This window comes from Streptomyces sp. NPDC001922, assembly GCF_042891165.1.
Lineage (GTDB): Bacteria > Actinomycetota > Actinomycetes > Streptomycetales > Streptomycetaceae > Streptomyces.
In genome coordinates, this window is sequence record NZ_JBIASV010000001.1 from 791,392 (window position 1) to 809,368 (window position 17,977).

Below are 17,977 nucleotides of genomic sequence, written 5' to 3' on the forward strand. Positions count from 1 at the left end.
TCGCCCGTTCGGGTGAGTTGGGGTCGTACGCGCGATCCCGGCCGCTACGCTCGGCGGCACATCCCCCATACGACGGCCCCCGGCCGGGACGGCAATCCCGATCGAGGGCCTGACCGATCAGGAAGAGCAGACTTCCCGATGGCTGAGCCGCAGCTTAGCGCGCCGCCGTGCGCGCCCACAGGTTTCCCGACAGCACCGCCGACAGCAGCGACACCCCCGGCGCCCGGCCCGTCCGGCTGCGTTCCGTCCGGTGTCACCCACATCCGCGTCCGTCACACCCGCGACTTCACCGTGATCGCCAACCGCCTCGCGCAGCGGGCGGGCAGCGCGGTCACCGTCGGGGTCGCCGTGTATGTCCTCTCTCTGCCGGACGGTGCCCCCATCAGCATCAAGGCCCTCTGCGCGCACTTCTCCGAGGGAGAGATCCTGATCGGCCGCGCCCTGCGCGAGTTGGAGGCCGACGGGTGGATCGAGCGGCGGGTGGAGCGTACGGCCGGTGGCCGGATCCGCACCCGGACGTTCTTCTACGACGATCCGGCGCGGCGGCACCGGGAGCCGACGCCCGAGCCGTACGAGCCGTACGAGTTGTACAAGCCGAACGGGCCATTCGAACCGTACGGGCCGCCCGCACCCCCGTCCTCGTCCTCGCCCCCGTCCTCGTCCCCAACCCCAGCCCCGACCCCGGCAACCGCCCGCGCCTCCGATCCCAACCGGGCCCCGGGCCTGGCCCCGCTCACGGCCCTGGCCCCGGCGGAGACCCCGACGGCCCCAGAGGAGCCCCCGTGCCCGGTTCCGCGGACAGCGCCCGCCTCCCTCACTCCCACCTCCGTCACACCCGCCTCCCTCACTCCCACCTCCAGCACCCCCACCTCCATCACTCCCGCCTCCCCTGCCGCCGCCTCCCCGACCCCCTCCGAGGCAGAAGCCGCGACCGCCGTGCTCGGCGCTCTGCGGGTGCGGGATGCGCGGCTGTTGCTGTCCGAGCGGGAGACCCGGCAGCTCGTCCCGGCCGTCGTCGGGTGGATGCGGCTCGGCGCTGAAGCTGCCGAGATCGTCGAGGCGTTGACCAGCGGCCTTCCGGCCCGTATCGACCGACGGCCCGCCCGGTTGCTGGCCTACCGGCTCCGGACGTGCACGCCGTCCCGCCACAGGGACACCCCAGCGGACCGGACAGCGGGCACCACGACGGGCACCACGCCGGGCACCGCAACGGGCCGTGCTCCCGGCGCCGTGACGGCCGTACCGCCGCTGCAGAACTGCGACGGCTGCGATCGGGCGTTCCGGTCTCCGCGGCCCGGCAAGTGCCGTGACTGCCGCGACTGCAGCGGCCGACCCGAGAGCGGCAACAGCGAGCAACGGGGAACGTGCCCAGCCGGGTGATTCCGGGCGGGAAAGCCCAGGCGGTACCGGATCCGAACAAACACGGAACGCCACTGTCATGTACGCGCAGTGACGAATCGGTTGCTACTCCCCCGTAACGCCGCATGTGATCGAAGTCAAGTACTGCGATGCTCACAAAGTCTTAACGAATTGCTGACTTTCAGGCAGTTGAAGTGTCACAGTGATCGGCAAGACTCAAGTCCCGCACTGTCGTGGACACATAGGAGGGGAGGGTGCATGACATCGCGTCGCGGCGTACTGCCTGATGTCGTCACGGCCCTCACCGCCTTCCTGTTCGCGGGTCTGCTCTGCTTCCTGGTCACCATGTCCTCGGCCCTGCCCGAGCCGATGAGCCGGGTGAGCAGCAGCGCCGGAGCGGCCGACCTGTCGTCCGACCCGTGCTGGGACCATCCCGAGACGCCGTACGGGCACTTGCCGCAGCACCGCGGCAGCCGCTCGTACGGGCCGCCCACGGCCCATCCGCCGCCGCAGGACCGCCGGGCCGTCACGGCCTTCGCGCAGTTCAGCGGCTCGGACTTCGCGCTCTCGCACCGCCGGGCCACCGCTCATGCGCCTCCGCACGGCCCGCCCGGCCTCCGCCCCGCAGCACGGCCCGCCGTTCTGCAGGTGTTCCGCCTGTGACCGTTCCCGTCGGCTCCCGCACGGCATTCGCCACGCCAATCACTTGCGATCCGACCAGAACGACTCACACCGCGCGACCTTCGACCGGGCGCGCTGGAGGAACACCCCTATGCACCAGTACATCGACAGCGTCCGCGCCTTCCGGCAGCGAGCCACCGCAAGCCCCGACGAGTTCGGGCCGCTCGCGAACGGCCAGTCCCCCGACGCCCTGTTCATCACCTGCTCCGACTCCCGCGTGATCCCCTCGCTGATCACCGGCTCCCGCCCCGGCCAGCTCTTCGAGCTCCGCACGGCAGGCAACATCGTTCCGGAGCACCTCCCCGGCAAGCCCTCCAGTGAGGCAGCCACCATCGAGTACGCCGTCCAGGTTCTCGGCGTCACCGACATCGTCGTCTGCGGTCACTCCCACTGCGGTGCGGTGGGCGCGATGGTGCGCGGCGACGATCTGTCCGCCGTTCCCGCCGTCCGCGACTGGCTGGACACCACGCCCGCGCCGGCGCGCAAGGCCCCCGACGCACCCGACCTGGCCGATGCCGTCCAGGACCACCTGCTGCGCCAGCTCGGGCGTCTGCGCGAGTACCCGTTCGTGGCCCGCGGGCTGGCGGACGGCAAGCTGAACCTGCACGGCTGGTTCTACGAGGTCCACACCGGCACCGTGTTCGCGCACCGCGCGCACGACGACTCCTTCCTCCCGCTGTGAGCGCCGACGCCCGCGAGCGCGGGACACATAGTGGGGCCCACAGCAGCGGGACACCCGCCAGCGGGACCCCCGGTAAGGACCGGGCCACCGGCGGCGGGTCGGGGGGACTGCTCTCGCGGGCTCCCTGGCGGCGCGGGGAGCGTCCCGGCCCGGGGACGCTGCGGGCCGACCTCATCTCGTCCGTCGTCGTCTTCCTCGTCGCGCTGCCGCTGTGCGTGGGCATCGCCGTGGCCTCCGGGGTTCCGGCGGAACTCGGCCTGGTGACGGGCATCGTCGGCGGCATCGTCACCGGCTTCCTGCCGGGCAGCAGCCTCCAGGTCAGCGGCCCCGCGGCCGGGCTGACCGTCCTCATCCTCGAAGCCGTCAACGAGTACGGCGTCGGGGCGCTGGGCGTGTTCGTCCTGATCGCCGGAGTGCTCCAGCTGGCCATGGGTGCGCTGAAGCTCGGCCGCTGGTTCCGGGCCATCTCCATCTCCGTCGTGGAGGGGATGCTCGCCGGTATCGGACTGGTGCTGATCGCCGGTCAGCTCTACGCCCTGGCCGACGCCAAGGCACCCGGCTCCGGCCCGGCCAACCTGGCGGGCCTGCCCGGTCTGGTGATGCGGACGGCCGGTTCGCCGGAGGCACTGACCGCGTTCGCGCTGGGCGCGGGCACGGTCGCGGCGATGGCCCTCTGGAAGCACCTGCCGCAGAAGGTGCGGGTCGTGCCGGCGCCGCTCGCCGCGGTGGCCCTGACCACGGCCCTGGTCGCGGTGTTCCGGCTGCCGGTCAAGCGGGTGGAGGTCAAGGGGCTGCTGGGCAGCATCCAGCCGCCGTCCCTCGACGACGTGAGCGGACTGCTGAGCGTCGGGGCGATCGGCACCGTGCTGGCCATCACGCTGATCGCGTCGGCGGAGAGCCTGTTCAGCGCGGCGGCCGTGGACCGGCTGCACAACGGTCCCGGCACCGACTACGACAAGGAGCTGATGGCGCAGGGCGCGGGCAACGCCGTCTGCGGCGCCCTCGGTGCGCTGCCGATGACCGCCGTCATCGTGCGCAGCGCGGCCAACGTCCAGGCGGGGGCGCGCACCAAGGCGTCCCGGGTGCTGCACGGGGTGTGGCTGCTGCTGTTCGCCGCCCTGTTCCCCGCGGCGCTCGGCCTGATCCCGGTGGCCTCGCTCGCCGGCATCCTCGTCTTCTCGGGGTGGAAGCTCATCCCGGTGCAGCAGTTGGCGCCGCTGTGGCGGGAGCACCGCGGTGAGGCGCTGGTCCTCATCGCGACGGCCGTCGCGATCGTCGCCACCAACATGTTCGAGGGCGTGATCATCGGTCTGCTGCTCGCCGTGGCGAAGACCGCCTGGGAGACCTCCCATGTGCACGTCCGGGTCGAGGACCGGGGCACGGCGCCGGCGCACCGGCGCGAGGTCGCGGGCTCGGTCCCGGAGAGTGCGAAGGCCGGGCGCGAGGGCGCGTCGGGGCAGGAGCGGCCGGCGGACGGCGGCACCTTCGTGCCGGGTCCCCGGGCGGCGGCCGACGACGCTCCGGCGGCGGACAGCGGACGGACGGCGACGGACGGCGGACGGTCGGCGGCGGACGGCGGGACACCGGTGATGGACGGCCCGCCTCTGCGGGTGGTCATCTCGGGCAACGCGACGTTCCTGCGGCTGCCGCGGATCCTGGACACCCTGGAGGCGCTGCCGACGGACCGTCCGATCGAGCTCGACCTGCTGGACCTGCGGCACCTGGACCACGCGTGCCACACGGCGCTGCTCAACTGGACGGAGCGGCACAACAACCAGGAGGGCGAGGCCCGGGTGCTGATGCCCACGGCCGCCTGACCGAGGGCGTGATCCGGGCGGACCGCACGGCGCCACGGGAGAACGGCGCCACGGGAGAACACGGTCCGGTCGGACGGCGTTGCTCCAGCGGACCGCGCCGCTGACCGGACCGCGTGACAAGGCCCGTCCGACGGGGTGTCGACCACCCCGTCGGGCGGGCCTTCGCGTACGCGGCGGCAGGGCGTCCCGCGGCCGACGGGCCGTGCGGGCGGCACTCACTGCCCGGGCGCCACCCGCTGCCCGAGCGCCGCCCGAGCACTGCCCGAAAGGCAGTTCGAGAAACCGGGAACCATCCGGTCCGCCGGTCCGTCGTGACGATCATGATCGATCCCACCGGCCTCACCGTCCCCCAACTCGCCGACGCCTGGCAGAGCATCCACACGACGTCCCCCTCGGAGGAGGCGGACCCCCTCGTCCTCGACTGCGCCCGCCGCCTCGCCGCCGATCCGGGCGGGGAGCAGGCCCGCCTGTGGGTGGCCGGACTGGTGACGATGACGGGGTATCTCGCCTGGCGCCCCGGGCGGTTGGCCGAGCAGGCGGCCCTCGACGCCCTGCACGCCGCGGTGAAGGCGCTGGACGGGCAGCCCTGTTCGCACGACAGCCACCCCTTCCAGGCCGAGATGGACGCGCTGGAGGACGAGATCTGGCTCGGTGACACCGGGCTGCTGACCGGCAAGCGCACCACGGACGAGGGTGACACCGGCCCGGAACGGGTGCTGTGCCCGGGGAACGTCGCGGGGTGGGCCCGCCTCGCCGCGGACGTCATCGCCCCGTTCTCCGTCCGGCGCGTGCCCGTGGGGGCGCCGGAGTACCACGAGAGCTGCCGGAAGACCCTCTCCGGGATCGTCAACGACTACCCCTACTGCGATCCCTACGAGGAACTCACCGACGAGGCCGACGGCCTGCCCGCCCGGCCGACCCGTGGCGTGCTGGCCGGCTTCCTGGTCACCATGAACGCCACCTGCTGGTACGCGACCTCGGAGCGGGTCACGGAACGCTCGGTGCTCGAAGCGATGATCAAGGGCGTTGAAGAGGCCGTACCGCTGCTGGACGACCGCCCCTGCACGCACGACCCCGGGGAGCACCCCGACACCCGCGATCCCGACGCGGCGAACAGCGCCGGCTACCAGCTCCGCAGCCCCGGCGGCCGGGCCGAGATCGCCGAGTACTACGGGTGGGACGAGGAGGACGAGGCGGAGCACGAGGACGTCGCCCTGGACGCCTGGGTGTGCCCCGTCTTCCTGGAGGGCCTCGCCGAGGACACGCTGACCGAGCTGAGGAGCGGCCTGGAGGCGTTCGGGACGGCCGACGGGGACCATCCGGAGACGGGCGACGACGAGCCGGAGGCGGACGCTCCGGAGGCGGACCACGAGCCGTAGGACTACGCGCCGTAGGGCGACGCGCCGACACAGGGCGGCAGGACGACGGGGGGCGGCCGGACGGGAGCGGGCGACGGGAGGACGGCTGGACGACGGAAGGCCGCGCCCCGGCAGCAGGCGCCGGAGCGCGAGCCGCCACCGGGACGCCGGCACACCTCACCGGCCTCCCCGGGGCGTGCCGCGTCCCGGCCCCGGCGGCTCAGGCCCCCAGGGCCCTGGAGACGGAGTAGATGACCAGCCCGGCCAGCGCGCCGACCACCGTGCCGTTGATCCGGATGAACTGCAGGTCCCGCCCGATATGGGCCTCGATCTTGCGGGAGGTCTGCTCCGCGTCCCAGGCCGCCACGGTGTCCGTGATGAGCAGGGTGATCTCGTTCCGGTAGGTCGTCACCACATGGACCGCGGCGTCCTCCAGCCAGCCGTCGACCTTGTCCCGCAGCCGCTCGTCCGACGCCATGCGGGTGCCGAGGGAGATGAGGCCCGTCCGGGTCCGGACACGCAGCTCGCTGTCTTCGTCCTCGGACGCCGCCACCATCATGGCGCGCACCGAACCCCAGGTGGAGGCGATGAGTTCCTGCACCTCGGCGCGGTTCACGATGTCCCGCTTCAGCCGCTCCACCCGCTCCCGGGTGTCCGGGTCCCGCTGGAGGTCCAGTGCGAAGTCGGTGAGGAAGCGGTCCACGGCTCCGCGCGCCGGGTGGTCGGGCTCGTCGCGCATCTCGCTCACGAACCGCAGCAGTTCCTTGTAGACGCGCTCCCCGACCCGCTTGTCGACGAACCGCGGCGTCCAGCCCGGCGCCCCGCCGGTGACCGCCTCCATCACCGAGTCGCCGTGCCGCACCAGCCAGTCGTGGGCGCGGACGCACACCAGGTCCACGACCCGGCGGTGCCCGTCGTCGGCGAGGAGCCGCTCCAGCATCCGGCCCAGCCCGGGCGCCACCTCCTGGGCCTCGGCGCGCCGGGTGACGGCCTCCCCGACGACCGCCTGGACGTCGGAGTCCCGCAGCACCGTGAGCGCGCCGCGCAGCGCGGTGGACAGTTCCCCCGTCACCCGGCCGGCGTTGGCGGGCTCGGCCAGCCAGGCGCCGAGCCGGCTGCCGATGCCCACGGCCCGCAGCCGCTGCCGCACCACGTCGGAGGAGAGAAAGTTCTCACCGACGAAATCGCCCAGGGTCTGCCCCAACGTGTCCTTTTTCGTGGGGATGATGGCGGTGTGCGGGATGGGCAGGCCCAGCGGGTGGCGGAACAGCGCCGTCACCGCGAACCAGTCGGCCAGGGCGCCCACCATGCCCGCCTCGGCCGCGGCGGCGACATATCCGGCCCACGACCCGGCGCCCGCGGCGCGGCCCCAGGCGGCGAGGCCGTAGACCACGGCGACGCACAGCAGCAGGCCGGTGGCGAAGGTCTTCATCCGCCGGACACCGCGCTGCCGCTCCGCGTCCGCTGCGCTGTAGAGAAAGGCGCCGCGGGCCGCCGTCACCCGTCCGGCCCCATTGGCTCCGACTTCTTGATCGGCGGCGTTCGACTTCGTACGATCCATGCACTCCACCTGTCCGCACCGTCCCCCCGTGCATTGTTCCCATGTGACGCAGTTAATGGCCGTACCGAGGGAACGAACCAGGGGTTCCCGGCGTCTCTGAGGGCGGGACAGGAACCCGGCCCCCGGCCGAGGAGGAGTCCCGACCATGGGATCATGATGGGTCCATAGGACCGCGCCACCGCAGCCGCCGCCAACCGGACATCCACACCCCCGCCAAACGGAGCCTCGGGCTCCCTGTCCGAGGAGACACACCGCGCATGGCCATGCGCCACGCTCGCTTTTCACGCAAGCACCTTGGCTTGCTCGCCGCGTTCGCGGCAGTGGTGATCATCATTTCCACCGCGATCTACGTCGGGGTCGGTGGCCGGGACAACAGCCTGGGCACGACCGCGACCAAGCCCCGGGGCGGCGCCGCACAGGCCTCCGCCGGCACCTGGGTCGGGACCTGGGCCACGTCACCCGCCGCAGCGGAGCCGAACACTCCGGACGGGTACGCGAACATGTCCATCCGTAACGTGATTCACACCAGCGTCGGCGGCAACGGCGCCCGCATCCAGCTGTCCAACCTCTTCGGCAAGCGGCCGCTGACCATCAGCCACGCCACGCTCGCCGTGGCCGCCGCGCCGAACAACCCGACCGCGGCGCAGGGCACCATGCGGCGGCTGACCTTCGCCGGCAACTCCTACGTGACGATCCCCACCGGGCAGTCGGTCGTCAGCGACCCGACCCGGCTGGAGATTCCGCAGGCCGCGGACCTGCTGGTGACCACGTACTCGCCGAGCCCCTCCGGGCCGGTCACCTACCACCCGCACGCCCGCCAGATCTCCTACCTGGCGCGCGGCGACCGCGCCGAGGACCCGGCCGGCACGACCTACACCGAGCAGACCCCGTCCTGGCGCTACCTCACCGGGGTGGACGTCCTCACCAACGAGGCGCGCGGCGCGGTCGTCACCCTCGGCGACTCCATCACCGACGGCATCACCTCGACCGCCGGCGGCAACCGCCGCTGGCCGGACTACCTGGCGGAGCGGCTGCGCACCGAGTCCGGGGCGCCCCGCTACGGCGTGCTCAACCAGGGCATCAGCGGCAACCGGGTGCTGACCGACGGCACGAAGTTCCCGCCGGACAACCCGAGCGCCCTGAGCCGGGTCGAGCGCGATGTGCTCGGCGGGACGGGCGTGAAGGCGGTCGTGGTCGAACTCGGCGTCAACGACATCCTGCGCAATCCGGCCCGAGCGGACGCAAAGGAAATCACCGACGGACTGCGCAAGCTGGTGCAGCAGGCGCACTCCCGCGGACTGCGGGTGGTCGGCGGCACGCTGATGCCGTTCGGCGGCCACCGCGGCTTCACCCCGCGGCTCAACGCCGTGCGCGAGCAGGTCAACGCGGAGATCCGCGCGGGCCGGGTGTTCGACGAGGTCGTCGACTTCGACCTGGCGCTCCGCGACCCGGCGGCCCCGATGCGGCTGCTGCCCCGCTTCGACTCCGGTGACCACCTGCACCCGAGCGACGAGGGCTTCCGGCAGATGGCGCGGGCCCTGAACCTGGAGCACCTGAAGGGCTCGGCCCCGGCCTCGCTCTGACCCGTCCCGCTCCGGAACACCACCGGCCCCCGGCTCGCATCGAGCCGGGGGCCGGTGCGTGTCGCGCCTGCGGCGAGGGGCGGGGTGTCTCGCTGGGGAGGCGGGCGCGTGTCGCCTGCGGCGAGGGGCGGGGTGGTTCGTGGGGCGGGGTGGTTCGCTGGGGGCGGGCGGGCGACCCGTCACGCCTCCGTACGCCGCCTCCCGCCGGGCAACCCCGCAGCGGGCGGTCCCACCCGCCGCGGCTCAGACCGCCGACCGGTCCGCGTACATCGTGGCGATGACGTCCTCGATCGCCGGTTCCCGCACCGACAGGTCCACCAGCGGGTACTCCGCGGCCACCGCCGCCACCACCGGGGCCGCGCTGCTCGCGGCGGGGAACGCCAGCCACTGCCGCGGGCCGTCCACCTTCACCGTCCGGGTCCCCGGGATGCCGTCGATCGGCGGCAGTTCGCGCTCCAGGTCGACCACGAGCGTCCGCTCGCTCTCCCCCACCGCGTGCAGCCCGTCCAGCCCGCCGTCGTACATCAGCCGGCCGTGGTCGATGACCATCACCCGCTCGCACAGCTGCTCGATATCGGTGAGGTCGTGGGTGGTGAGCAGCACCGTGGTACCGCGCTCCGCGTTGAGATCCCGCAGAAAGCCCCGCACCTTCGCCTTGCTGACCACGTCGAGCCCGATCGTCGGCTCGTCGAGATACAGCACATCGGGATCGTGCAGCAGGGCCGCGGCGATGTCGCCCCGCATCCGCTGCCCGAGCGACAGCTGACGGACCGGCACCTCCAGCAGCGGCGCCAGATCCAGGAGTTCGACACAGCGGTCCAGATTCTCCCGGTAGCGCGCGTCGGGGATCCGGTACATGCGGCGCACCAGCGCGTACGAATCCCGCAGCGGCAGGTCCCACCACAGCGTCGTCCGCTGCCCGAACACCACCCCGATCCGCCGCGCCAGCCGGGTGCGCTCCTTCGCCGGGTCGATGCCCGCCACCCGCAGCCGGCCGCCGCTCGGCACCAGGATCCCCGTCAGCATCTTGATCGTCGTCGACTTGCCCGCGCCGTTCGGGCCGATGTAGCCGACCATCTCGCCGCGCGCCACCCCGAAGGACAGCCCGTCGACCGCCCGCACCTCATGCCGCTCCCGGCGCAGGAACCCGGCCTTCCGCCGCACCTCGAAGACCTTCTCGACCCCGTCCAGATCGATGAAACGCGCCTCGTCCACCGTCACCACCAGCCCTCAGCTCCCCGTACTCCGGTACGACCGCAACCCCACCCGCCACGCCGCGCCCGCCAGCAGGCAGCAGACCACCGCCACCGCGGGCGACCCGAACGCCGCCGCGTCCGGCAGCCCGAGCGGATCCTCCCGGCCCAGCACGTACAGCGCGGGCAGCCAGTTGACGAAGGCCAGCGGCACCACGAACGTCACGCCGCGCAGCAGGTCCTGGGAGAACAGCGTCGGCGGATACTGCAGCAGCGTGTTCCCGCCGTAGGTGAAGGAGTTCTGCACCTCCGCCGCGTCCTGCGCCCAGAACTGGAACGCCGCGCCCAGCACGAACACCGACGCGAAGATCGCCGCCCCGCTCAGCAGCATCAGCGGCACCAGCAGCAGCCGCAGCGGCGTCCAGTCGATGTCCAGCCGGGCCAGCGCCCAGCCCAGCACCAGCAGCCCCTGGCTGATCCGGCCCAGCCGGCGCAGCGCGAACCGGTCCGCCGCCACCTGCGCCAGCACCGGCGCCGGCCGGACCAGCAGCGTGTCCAGCGTGCCGTCGCGCACCCGCCGGCCCAGCCGGTCCATGCTGCCCATCGCCAGATCGGCCAGACCGAACGCCACCCCCGAGGTGCCGTAGAGGAAGGCCACCTCGGAGAGCGTGAACCCGCCCAGCACCGTGATGTGCGAGAACATCAGCAGGATCGCCGCGAAGTCCAGGGCCGTCGCCGCGAAGTTGCCGAACGCCGTCATCAGGAACGACGCCCGGTACGTCATCGTCGACCGCATCCACATCGCCACGATCAGCCCGTACGCCCGCACCCCCGCCACCAGCGGCCGGTCCGCGGGCCACTCCTCGGACGCGGCCCCACCCGGCGTCCCGCGGTCCGCCGCCGCCCCGGGAACCTCAGCCACCCTGCACCACCACCTTCCGGGTGGCGACCGACTGCAGCGCCCGCCCCGCGCCCAGCAGCGCCACCGCCCAGGCCACCTGGAACAGCAGCGCCCCGGCCAGATCCCAGCCCACGACTCTGCCGAGGAACACATCCGACGGCACCTGGAGCAGCGCCGAGAACGGCAGCACCCGCGCCAGCTCCCCCAGCCAGCCCGGGAACAGCGGCAACGGCAGCAGCATCCCCGAGAAGAACACCGTCACCAGATTGGCCATCTGGCTCACCCCGTTGCCGTCCAGCAGCCAGAACGCCGTCAGCACCACCAGATAGCGGATCGCGAAACTCACCACCACGCCCAGCGTCACCGACAGCAGGAACAGCGCCCACACCTCCGGGCGCACCGGCAGCACCAGCTCGAACGCCAGCCACCCGAGGACCATCGGCAGAATCCCCCGGCCCAGCAGATGGAACGCCGCCCGCCCCAGATCCGCCGCCAGCCACCACAGTTGGAGGTCCGCGGGCCGGTACAGGTCGATCGCCACGTCCCCGGTACGGATCCGCTCCACCAGCTCGTCCGAGAAGCCGCCGCCCATCATCGCCGAGGTCATCAGCAGCGCCTGGCCCAGCCACACGAAGGTCAGCGCCTCCGGCAGGTCGTAGCCGCCCAGCCCCGGCCGCTCGTCCCACAGCGCGATGTAGGTGTACGCCATGATGAAACCGAAGACGGTGTTGGTGAACACCCCTGCCGCCGTCGCCACCCGGTACGTCGCGAAGCGCCGGAAGCCGCTCACCGCCACGGCCGCGTACAACCGCATGCCCCGCCCCCCATGGCCGCCCGTCCACACCAAAGTGCAGGAGCCTAGCCCAACCGGCGGACGCACTGCCATCGATTAGTCACTCGTTGGAGTGGCGGGCCAGAGCCATTCGGCCTGTCACGGAGCGGTATCGGGAGCGCGGCACCCGAAAGGTACGGGGCAAGTGATGGAAGAGTTCCCGGCGTGGGTACCCGCTTGCGCAAGCCCGCCCGCAGCGGGAACCCAGGGGAGTACGAGCGACCACCGAAACGACACCCCGCCGCGGCAACCCCCGGCGGTGGCCGAGGAGTCCCTGAGTACATGAGTCACGATCCGGAGTGGCGATACGGCCGGGGAAACACCTCTCCGGGCCGGCCGGACCAGGACGGCCGGCCGCCGAGGCCGCGGCGCACCGGGCTGCGCCGGCTCCTCCCCACCTGGCGGACGGTCCTCGGCGGACTGCTGCTGGTCCTGCTCCTCCTCACCGGCGGCTTCGTCGCCGGCTATCTGCTCGTCGAGATCCCCCCGGCCAACTCCGCCGCCGTGAAGCAGAGCAACGTCTACCTGTACGCCGACGGCTCCCCGCTCGCCCGGGACGGCGAGGTCAACCGGGAGAACGTCCCCCTCAGCCAGGTCCCCCGCACCGTGCAGCACGCCGTGCTCTCCGCCGAGGACCGGGACTTCTACTCCGAGTCCGCCGTCGACCCGCAGGCCATGCTCCGCGCCGCCTGGAACACCGTCACCGGCAAGGGCAAGCAGTCGGGCTCCACCATCACCCAGCAGTACGTCAAGAACTACTACCTGGGGCAGGAGCAGACCGTCACCCGCAAGGTGAAGGAGTTCTTCATCGCGATCAAGCTCGACCGCGAGGAGAGCAAGGACGACATCCTCACCGGCTACCTCAACACCAGCTACTTCGGCCGCAACGCCTACGGCATCCAGGCCGCCGCCCAGGCCTACTACGGCACCGACTCCGACAAGCTGACCGCCGGCGAGGGCGCCTACCTCGCCGCGCTGCTCAACGCCCCCAGCGCCTACGACGTCGTCGCCCACCCCGAGAACCGGGGCCGCGCCGTCGCCCGCTGGAACTACGTCCTCGACGGCATGGTCGACAAGGGCTGGCTCGACCCGGCCGAACGCGCCGGCATGGCCTTCCCGACCCCCGGCCGCAGCAAGGCCCCCGCCGGGCTCTCCGGCCAGCGCGGCTACCTCGTCGAAGCCGTCAACGCCCACCTCGCCGAGCAGCGGATCCTCGACGCGGACACCCTCCAGGGCGGCGGCTACCGGATCACCACCACCCTGCAGAAGCCGAAGCAGCAGGCCCTCGTCGGCGCCGTGCGGGACCAGCTGATGAACCGGCTCAGCGAGACCCGCGCGGTCGACCGCTACGTCCGGGCCGGCGGCGCCTCCATCGACCCCGCCACCGGACGGATCGTCGCCATGTACGGCGGCATCGACTACACCAAGCAGTACGTCAACAACGCCACCCGCCGCGACTACCAGGTCGGCTCCACCTTCAAGCCGTTCGTCTTCACCGCCGCCGTCCAGCACGGCTCCACCACCCGGGACGGGCAGCGGATCACCCCGAACACCGTCTACGACGGCACCAACAAGCGCATGGTGGAGGGGCCCGACGGCGCGACCGGCTACGCCCCCGCCAACGAGGACGACAAGGACTACGGGGACATCAGCGTCGCCGAGGCCACCGACAACTCGGTCAACGCGGTCTACGCGCAGATGGGCGAGGACGTCGGCCCGGACCGGGTCAAGCGGACCGCGATCGCCCTCGGCGTACCGGAATCCGCCCCCGGGCTGCGGGGCGCACGCCAGTCCGTCGCCCTCGGCGTGGTCAACGCTAGCGTCCTCGACATGACCAAGGCCTACGCCACCCTCTCCGACCACGGCCGGCACGGCACCTACAGCCTGGTCTCCAAGGTCACCAAGGGCGGCCAGGACCTCACCCTGCCCGATCGGGACGGCGTCCGGCAGGCCGTGCCGCGCGAAGCCGCCGACACCACCACCTCGATCCTCCGCGGCGTGGTGGAGAGCGGCACCGGCACCGCCGCGCGGTCGGCCGGACGCGAGGCCGCGGGCAAGACCGGCACCGCGGAGGAGGACAAGGCCGCCTGGTTCGCGGGCTACACCCCCGACCTCGCCACCGTCATCGCCGTCATGGGCCAGGACCCCGACACCGGCGAACAGAAGCCGCTCTACGGGGCCACCGGGCTGCCCCGGATCAACGGCGGCGGCTACCCGGCGAAGATCTGGGGCCAGTACACGGCCGCGGCCCTCGCCGGCAGCCCCGCGAAATCCTTCGACCTGGATCTGGAGAGCGGCGCCGAGCCGTCCGGCAGCCCGTCCGGAAGCCCCTCCGGGGAGCCCTCGGAGTCCGCCGAGCCCTCCTCCTCACCCAGCGTGCCGGGCACCCCGCCGCCTTCCGTCCCGCCGAGCTCGCTGCCCCCGCCGGCCACCATCACCCCCACCGCGCCCACCGAGGCTCCGAGCCCTACGGCCACCACACCGGGGGACGGAACGGACATCTTCTTCCCGGACGGGGAGCCCTGGGACCGGCCGTAGGGCGCTGGGCCTGGGCTGAGGGGAAAAGGGTGAGCTCCCGGAGACGGGACGTCGCCGGGAGCTCACGGAGAGGATCAGGAGCTCGCGGAGACAGTCCGGAGCTCGGGGAGAGGGCCAGGCACTCGCGGAGCCGGCCAAGAGCTCAGGGAACGGACCAGGAGCTCCGGGCGAGGATCAGAGGTACAGGCCGGTGGAGTCCTCGGAGCCCTCCAGGCGCTCGGCGGCGACCGCGTGCAGGTCCCGCTCCCGCATCAGCACGTACGCCACCCCGCGGACCTCGACCTCGGCGCGGTCCTCCGGGTCGTACAGCACCCGGTCCCCCGGCTCCACGGTCCGGACGTTCTGCCCGACGGCGACCACCTCGGCCCAGGCCAGCCGACGGCCGACCGCCGCGGTCGCGGGAATAACGATGCCGCCGGTCGAACGGCGCTCGCCCTCCGCGGTGTCGGTCCGGACCAGCACACGGTCGTGCAGCATCCGGATGGGCAGCTTGTCGTGGGTAGGGTTCGCACTCACGTCATGACCGTACCTGGCCGTGCGGCACCCCAGGGCCAGGGGGCGGAGATCCACCCGTGGGCTCCCCACCGGTGCGCGGGGGCGCCTCTGCCGGAACCGCCCTCCGCTCAGCGGCGGGGCGACCGGCGGGCCGGGGCCTCGGCCCCGGTCATCAGCCCCGGCGATCAGCCCCGCCGGCGGCGCGTGGAGACGGCCAGCAGGCCCACCACGGCCACCGCGACCATCGCCACCGGCACGATCCGCTCCAGCCGCGGCGCGCCGTCCTCCGAGACCAGCCGGCCGCGGGCATCCGTCAGCGTGCGGTTCACGACCACGTACGCCCGGCCCGCCGTGCGGTCCACCGTCGCCGCCGCCCGTGCCTTGACGTCACCCATGATCGTCTTCGGGTGCACCCGCACCGCGATCTCGTCGAGCGTCACCGCGAGCGCCTGGCGCCTCAGGGCGATGTCCGCCTCGATCTGCGCCGGGGTCCTGGCATCCGACACCGCGCTGCCTCCATCGTCTCGGGCCGATCCTGCGTGGACAGTCTGTCAGCTCCACCAGGGACGCGCCCCATGGCACCCCCATATCCGCGACTAATCTCTCCGGCAGCAACCGCATCACCTGAGGAGTGTCATGAGCGAGCGACTGCAGCCGGGCGACACCGCCCCCGCCTTCACCCTGCCCGACGCGGACGGCAACGAGGTCTCGCTCGCCGGCCACGCCGGCCGCAAGGTCATCGTCTACTTCTACCCCGCCGCCCTCACCCCGGGCTGTACCAAGCAGGCCTGCGACTTCACCGACAACCTCGAGCTGCTGGCCGGGGCGGGCTACGACGTCATCGGCGTCTCGCCGGACAAGCCGGAGAAGCTCGCGAAGTTCCGCGAGAAGGAGGACCTCCGGGTCACCCTGGTCGGCGACCCGGAGAAGAAGGTCCTGGAGGCCTATGGCGCCTTCGGCGAGAAGAAGCTCTACGGCAAGACCGTCACCGGGGTGATCCGGTCCACCGTCATCGTCGACGAGCAGGGCACGGTCGAGCGCGCCCTGTACAACGTCCGGGCCACCGGGCACGTCGCCAAGCTCATCAAGGACCTGGAGATCTGAGGACGGGATCCGAGATCCGGAGAGGCTCCGGAGGGGCCACGGCCGGCGGGTCCGGCGGCATGCCCGCCCCGGGCCCGGCGGCCGCCCGTCACGGACCCGCGGCCGCCCGTGACGGACCCGTCGGCCGCCCGTGACGGACCCGTCGGGCGCCGGTCACGGACCCAACCCCTCCGTTTCTCCGCCCCGACGGCGGACAAACCATGATCAAAGTCCCACTCCGGTGGGACTGTGGTTTAGACCGCGCTCTCCTGCGCAGACGTCCCCACTGCACCCACCACGCAGTGAGAGGACCACCCATGGCTGTCGGCGCCGAAGCCGGACTGGACCCGGAGGCACAGAAGCGCCACCCGAACCTCTTCCGTGCCCTGAAGCGCAGACGGAATCCCAAGCTGCGCCGGAGTGACATCACCGTCACCGACGAGCGGGTCGTCAAGCGCGCCGTGAAGGCCGCCGCGCTGGGCAATGCCATGGAGTGGTTCGACTTCGGCATCTACAGCTATCTCGCCGTCACCATCGGCAAGGTCTTCTTCCCGGGCGGCAGCGACACCACCCAACTGCTGTCGTCCTTCGCGACGTTCGCCGTCGCCTTCCTCGTCCGGCCCATCGGCGGCACCGTCTTCGGCACCCTCGGGGACCGCCTCGGCCGCAAGAAGATCCTGGCCGCGACGATGATGCTGATGGCGGCCGGCACCTTCTGCATCGGCCTGATCCCCAGCTACCGGAGCATCGGGCTCTGGGCCCCGGTGCTGCTCATCTTCTTCCGGCTGGTCCAGGGCTTCTCGACCGGCGGCGAGTACGGCGGCGCGTCCACCTTCATCGCCGAGTACGCCCCCGACAAGAAGCGCGGATACTACGGCAGCTTCCTGGAGTTCGGCACCCTGGCCGGCTACGTCGGCGCCGCCGGGCTGGTGGCCGTCCTCAACGCCTGGCTCGGCAGCGCCGCCATGGAGGAGTGGGGCTGGCGGCTGGCCTACCTGGTGGCGGGCCCGCTCGGCATCGTCGGCCTCTACCTGCGGCTGAAGCTCGACGAGACTCCGGCCTTCCAGAAGCTGGAGGCCCAGAAGACCCATGTGCAGGCGGAGAACGGGGCCGAGGGCCGGGCCAAGGAGGAGGCGGAGTTCGCCCACCTCTCCGAGAACGCCCCGCAGAAGACCCTCGGCCGGATCTTCTCCGAGCAGTGGCGGGCACTGATCCTGTGCATAGCGCTGGTCGGCGCGTACAACACCACCCACTACATGCTGCTGTCGTACATGCCGACCTACCTGACCGACGAGCTGCACTACGACGACACCCACGGACTGCTCATCCTGCTCGGCACGATGGTCGCGCTGATGCTGATCATCACCCGGGTGGGACCCCTCAGCGACCGCTACGGCCGGAAGCCGCTGCTGATGACCGGCATGACCGGCTTCCTGGTGCTGTCCACCCCGGCCTTCCTGCTGGTGAAGCAGGGCAGCCTGCCCGCGGTGATCGCCGGCATGGGGATGCTCGGCCTCTCCCTGGTGTGCCTGATGGGCACGATGTCCGCCGCGCTCCCGGCGCTCTTCCCGACGGACGTCCGCTACGGCTCGCTCTCCATCGGCTACAACATCTCCGCCTCGCTCTTCGGCGGCACCACACCGCTGGTGATCACGGCGCTGATCGGCGCGACCGGCACCGACATGATCCCCGCGTACTACACGACCGCCGCCGCCCTGGTCGGCCTCGTCGCGGTGGCCTGCATGAAGGAGACGGCCCGGCAGCCGCTGGCGGGCTCGCCGCCGGCGGTGGCCACCAAGGAGGAGGCCGCCGAACTGGTCCAGGCCCAGACCCCGGAACCGAAGTTCTGAACCCTGCCCTCCCGCACGCACCTGCGCCCCGTCCGGCTCCGGAC

At 72.2% G+C, this 17,977-nt stretch carries 15 protein-coding genes; 9 read left to right on the top strand and 6 right to left on the bottom strand.

The genetic code is table 11. The annotated features are described in order from the left end of the window. Nucleotides 1-291 precede the first annotated feature (291 nt). The 5 genes from ACFYYR_RS03330 to ACFYYR_RS03350 all read left to right on the top strand — a co-directional run bounded on the left by ACFYYR_RS03330 (nt 292) and on the right by ACFYYR_RS03350 (nt 5,918). Complete coding sequence (locus tag ACFYYR_RS03330; protein ID WP_388846335.1) at nt 292-1,380, top strand: hypothetical protein; 1,089 nt, start codon at nt 292-294, stop codon at nt 1,378-1,380. A 237-nt stretch (nt 1,381-1,617) separates the two neighbouring features. After that, nucleotides 1,618-2,022, top strand: coding sequence for a hypothetical protein (locus ACFYYR_RS03335; protein ID WP_388846337.1), 405 nt, complete (start codon nt 1,618-1,620; stop codon nt 2,020-2,022). A gap of 109 nt (nt 2,023-2,131) precedes the next feature. Beyond that, on the top strand, nt 2,132-2,722 hold the full coding sequence (locus ACFYYR_RS03340) for a carbonic anhydrase (protein WP_388846339.1): 591 nt from the start codon (nt 2,132-2,134) through the stop codon (nt 2,720-2,722). A 107-nt stretch (nt 2,723-2,829) separates the two neighbouring features. Next, nucleotides 2,830-4,539 (top strand): SulP family inorganic anion transporter, encoded by a 1,710-nt coding sequence (locus ACFYYR_RS03345; RefSeq protein ID WP_388846449.1) that lies wholly within the window; start codon nt 2,830-2,832, stop codon nt 4,537-4,539. A gap of 320 nt (nt 4,540-4,859) precedes the next feature. Next, on the top strand, nt 4,860-5,918 hold the full coding sequence (locus tag ACFYYR_RS03350) for a hypothetical protein (protein ID WP_388846340.1): 1,059 nt from the start codon (nt 4,860-4,862) through the stop codon (nt 5,916-5,918). Nucleotides 5,919-6,117: 199 nt separating this feature from the next. Here the strand turns inward: ACFYYR_RS03350 and ACFYYR_RS03355 are convergent, their stop codons facing one another. Further along, entirely contained in the window at nt 6,118-7,458 is a 1,341-nt protein-coding gene (locus tag ACFYYR_RS03355; RefSeq protein ID WP_388846342.1) for a DUF445 domain-containing protein, read from the bottom strand. 257 nt (nt 7,459-7,715) lie between these two features. Here ACFYYR_RS03355 and ACFYYR_RS03360 point away from each other — a divergent pair, with 257 nt between their 5' ends. Further along, nucleotides 7,716-9,041, top strand: coding sequence for an SGNH/GDSL hydrolase family protein (locus tag ACFYYR_RS03360; protein WP_388846344.1), 1,326 nt, complete (start codon nt 7,716-7,718; stop codon nt 9,039-9,041). 243 nt (nt 9,042-9,284) lie between these two features. Here the strand turns inward: ACFYYR_RS03360 and ACFYYR_RS03365 are convergent, their stop codons facing one another. The 3 genes from ACFYYR_RS03365 to ACFYYR_RS03375 are packed head-to-tail and all read right to left on the bottom strand — an operon-like array spanning nt 9,285 to nt 11,949. Further along, the gene (locus ACFYYR_RS03365) at nt 9,285-10,256 is read right to left on the bottom strand and encodes an ATP-binding cassette domain-containing protein (protein WP_388846451.1); all 972 of its coding nucleotides are present in this window, start codon (nt 10,254-10,256) and stop codon (nt 9,285-9,287) included. A gap of 15 nt (nt 10,257-10,271) precedes the next feature. Continuing rightward, the gene (locus tag ACFYYR_RS03370; protein ID WP_388846346.1) at nt 10,272-11,156 is read right to left on the bottom strand and encodes an ABC transporter permease; all 885 of its coding nucleotides are present in this window, start codon (nt 11,154-11,156) and stop codon (nt 10,272-10,274) included. Beyond that, nucleotides 11,149-11,949 carry an ABC transporter permease gene (locus ACFYYR_RS03375; RefSeq protein ID WP_388846348.1) on the bottom strand — a complete coding sequence of 267 codons (801 nt, stop codon included), beginning with the start codon at nt 11,947-11,949 and terminating at the stop codon, nt 11,149-11,151. Before ACFYYR_RS03375 ends, ACFYYR_RS03370 begins: the two co-directional genes overlap by 8 nt. Before the next feature lie 300 nt (nt 11,950-12,249). On the opposite strand from ACFYYR_RS03375, the gene ACFYYR_RS03380 reads away from it, so the two are divergent. Beyond that, complete coding sequence (locus ACFYYR_RS03380; protein WP_388846350.1) at nt 12,250-14,505, top strand: transglycosylase domain-containing protein; 2,256 nt, start codon at nt 12,250-12,252, stop codon at nt 14,503-14,505. Nucleotides 14,506-14,679: 174 nt separating this feature from the next. On the opposite strand, the gene ACFYYR_RS03385 is transcribed toward ACFYYR_RS03380, so the two are convergent. Beyond that, complete coding sequence (locus tag ACFYYR_RS03385) at nt 14,680-14,982, bottom strand: co-chaperone GroES (RefSeq protein ID WP_247492542.1); 303 nt, start codon at nt 14,980-14,982, stop codon at nt 14,680-14,682. A gap of 203 nt (nt 14,983-15,185) precedes the next feature. Beyond that, nucleotides 15,186-15,506, bottom strand: coding sequence for a DUF3618 domain-containing protein (locus tag ACFYYR_RS03390; protein ID WP_351511586.1), 321 nt, complete (start codon nt 15,504-15,506; stop codon nt 15,186-15,188). A gap of 130 nt (nt 15,507-15,636) precedes the next feature. On the opposite strand from ACFYYR_RS03390, the gene bcp reads away from it, so the two are divergent. Then, a complete protein-coding gene (gene bcp / locus ACFYYR_RS03395) occupies nt 15,637-16,104 on the top strand; it encodes a thioredoxin-dependent thiol peroxidase (RefSeq protein ID WP_388846352.1) in 468 nt (155 codons plus the stop codon). A 296-nt stretch (nt 16,105-16,400) separates the two neighbouring features. After that, the gene (locus ACFYYR_RS03400) at nt 16,401-17,933 is read left to right on the top strand and encodes an MFS transporter (RefSeq protein WP_388846354.1); all 1,533 of its coding nucleotides are present in this window, start codon (nt 16,401-16,403) and stop codon (nt 17,931-17,933) included. Nucleotides 17,934-17,977 lie beyond the last annotated feature (44 nt).

Excerpts from the sequence above, each read along its gene's own strand:
- bcp (WP_388846352.1), top strand. The coding sequence starts at position 15,637 with ATGAGCGAGCGACTGCAGCCGGGCGACACCGCCCCCGCCTTCACCCTG.
- ACFYYR_RS03400 (WP_388846354.1), top strand. The coding sequence starts at position 16,401 with ATGGCTGTCGGCGCCGAAGCCGGACTGGACCCGGAGGCACAGAAGCGC.
- ACFYYR_RS03340 (WP_388846339.1), top strand. The coding sequence starts at position 2,132 with ATGCACCAGTACATCGACAGCGTCCGCGCCTTCCGGCAGCGAGCCACC.
- ACFYYR_RS03350 (WP_388846340.1), top strand. The coding sequence starts at position 4,860 with ATGATCGATCCCACCGGCCTCACCGTCCCCCAACTCGCCGACGCCTGG.
- ACFYYR_RS03335 (WP_388846337.1), top strand. The coding sequence starts at position 1,618 with ATGACATCGCGTCGCGGCGTACTGCCTGATGTCGTCACGGCCCTCACC.
- ACFYYR_RS03375 (WP_388846348.1), bottom strand. The coding sequence starts at position 11,949 with ATGCGGTTGTACGCGGCCGTGGCGGTGAGCGGCTTCCGGCGCTTCGCG.
- ACFYYR_RS03360 (WP_388846344.1), top strand. The coding sequence starts at position 7,716 with ATGGCCATGCGCCACGCTCGCTTTTCACGCAAGCACCTTGGCTTGCTC.
- ACFYYR_RS03355 (WP_388846342.1), bottom strand. The coding sequence starts at position 7,458 with ATGGATCGTACGAAGTCGAACGCCGCCGATCAAGAAGTCGGAGCCAAT.
- ACFYYR_RS03385 (WP_247492542.1), bottom strand. The coding sequence starts at position 14,982 with ATGCTGCACGACCGTGTGCTGGTCCGGACCGACACCGCGGAGGGCGAG.
- ACFYYR_RS03380 (WP_388846350.1), top strand. The coding sequence starts at position 12,250 with ATGAGTCACGATCCGGAGTGGCGATACGGCCGGGGAAACACCTCTCCG.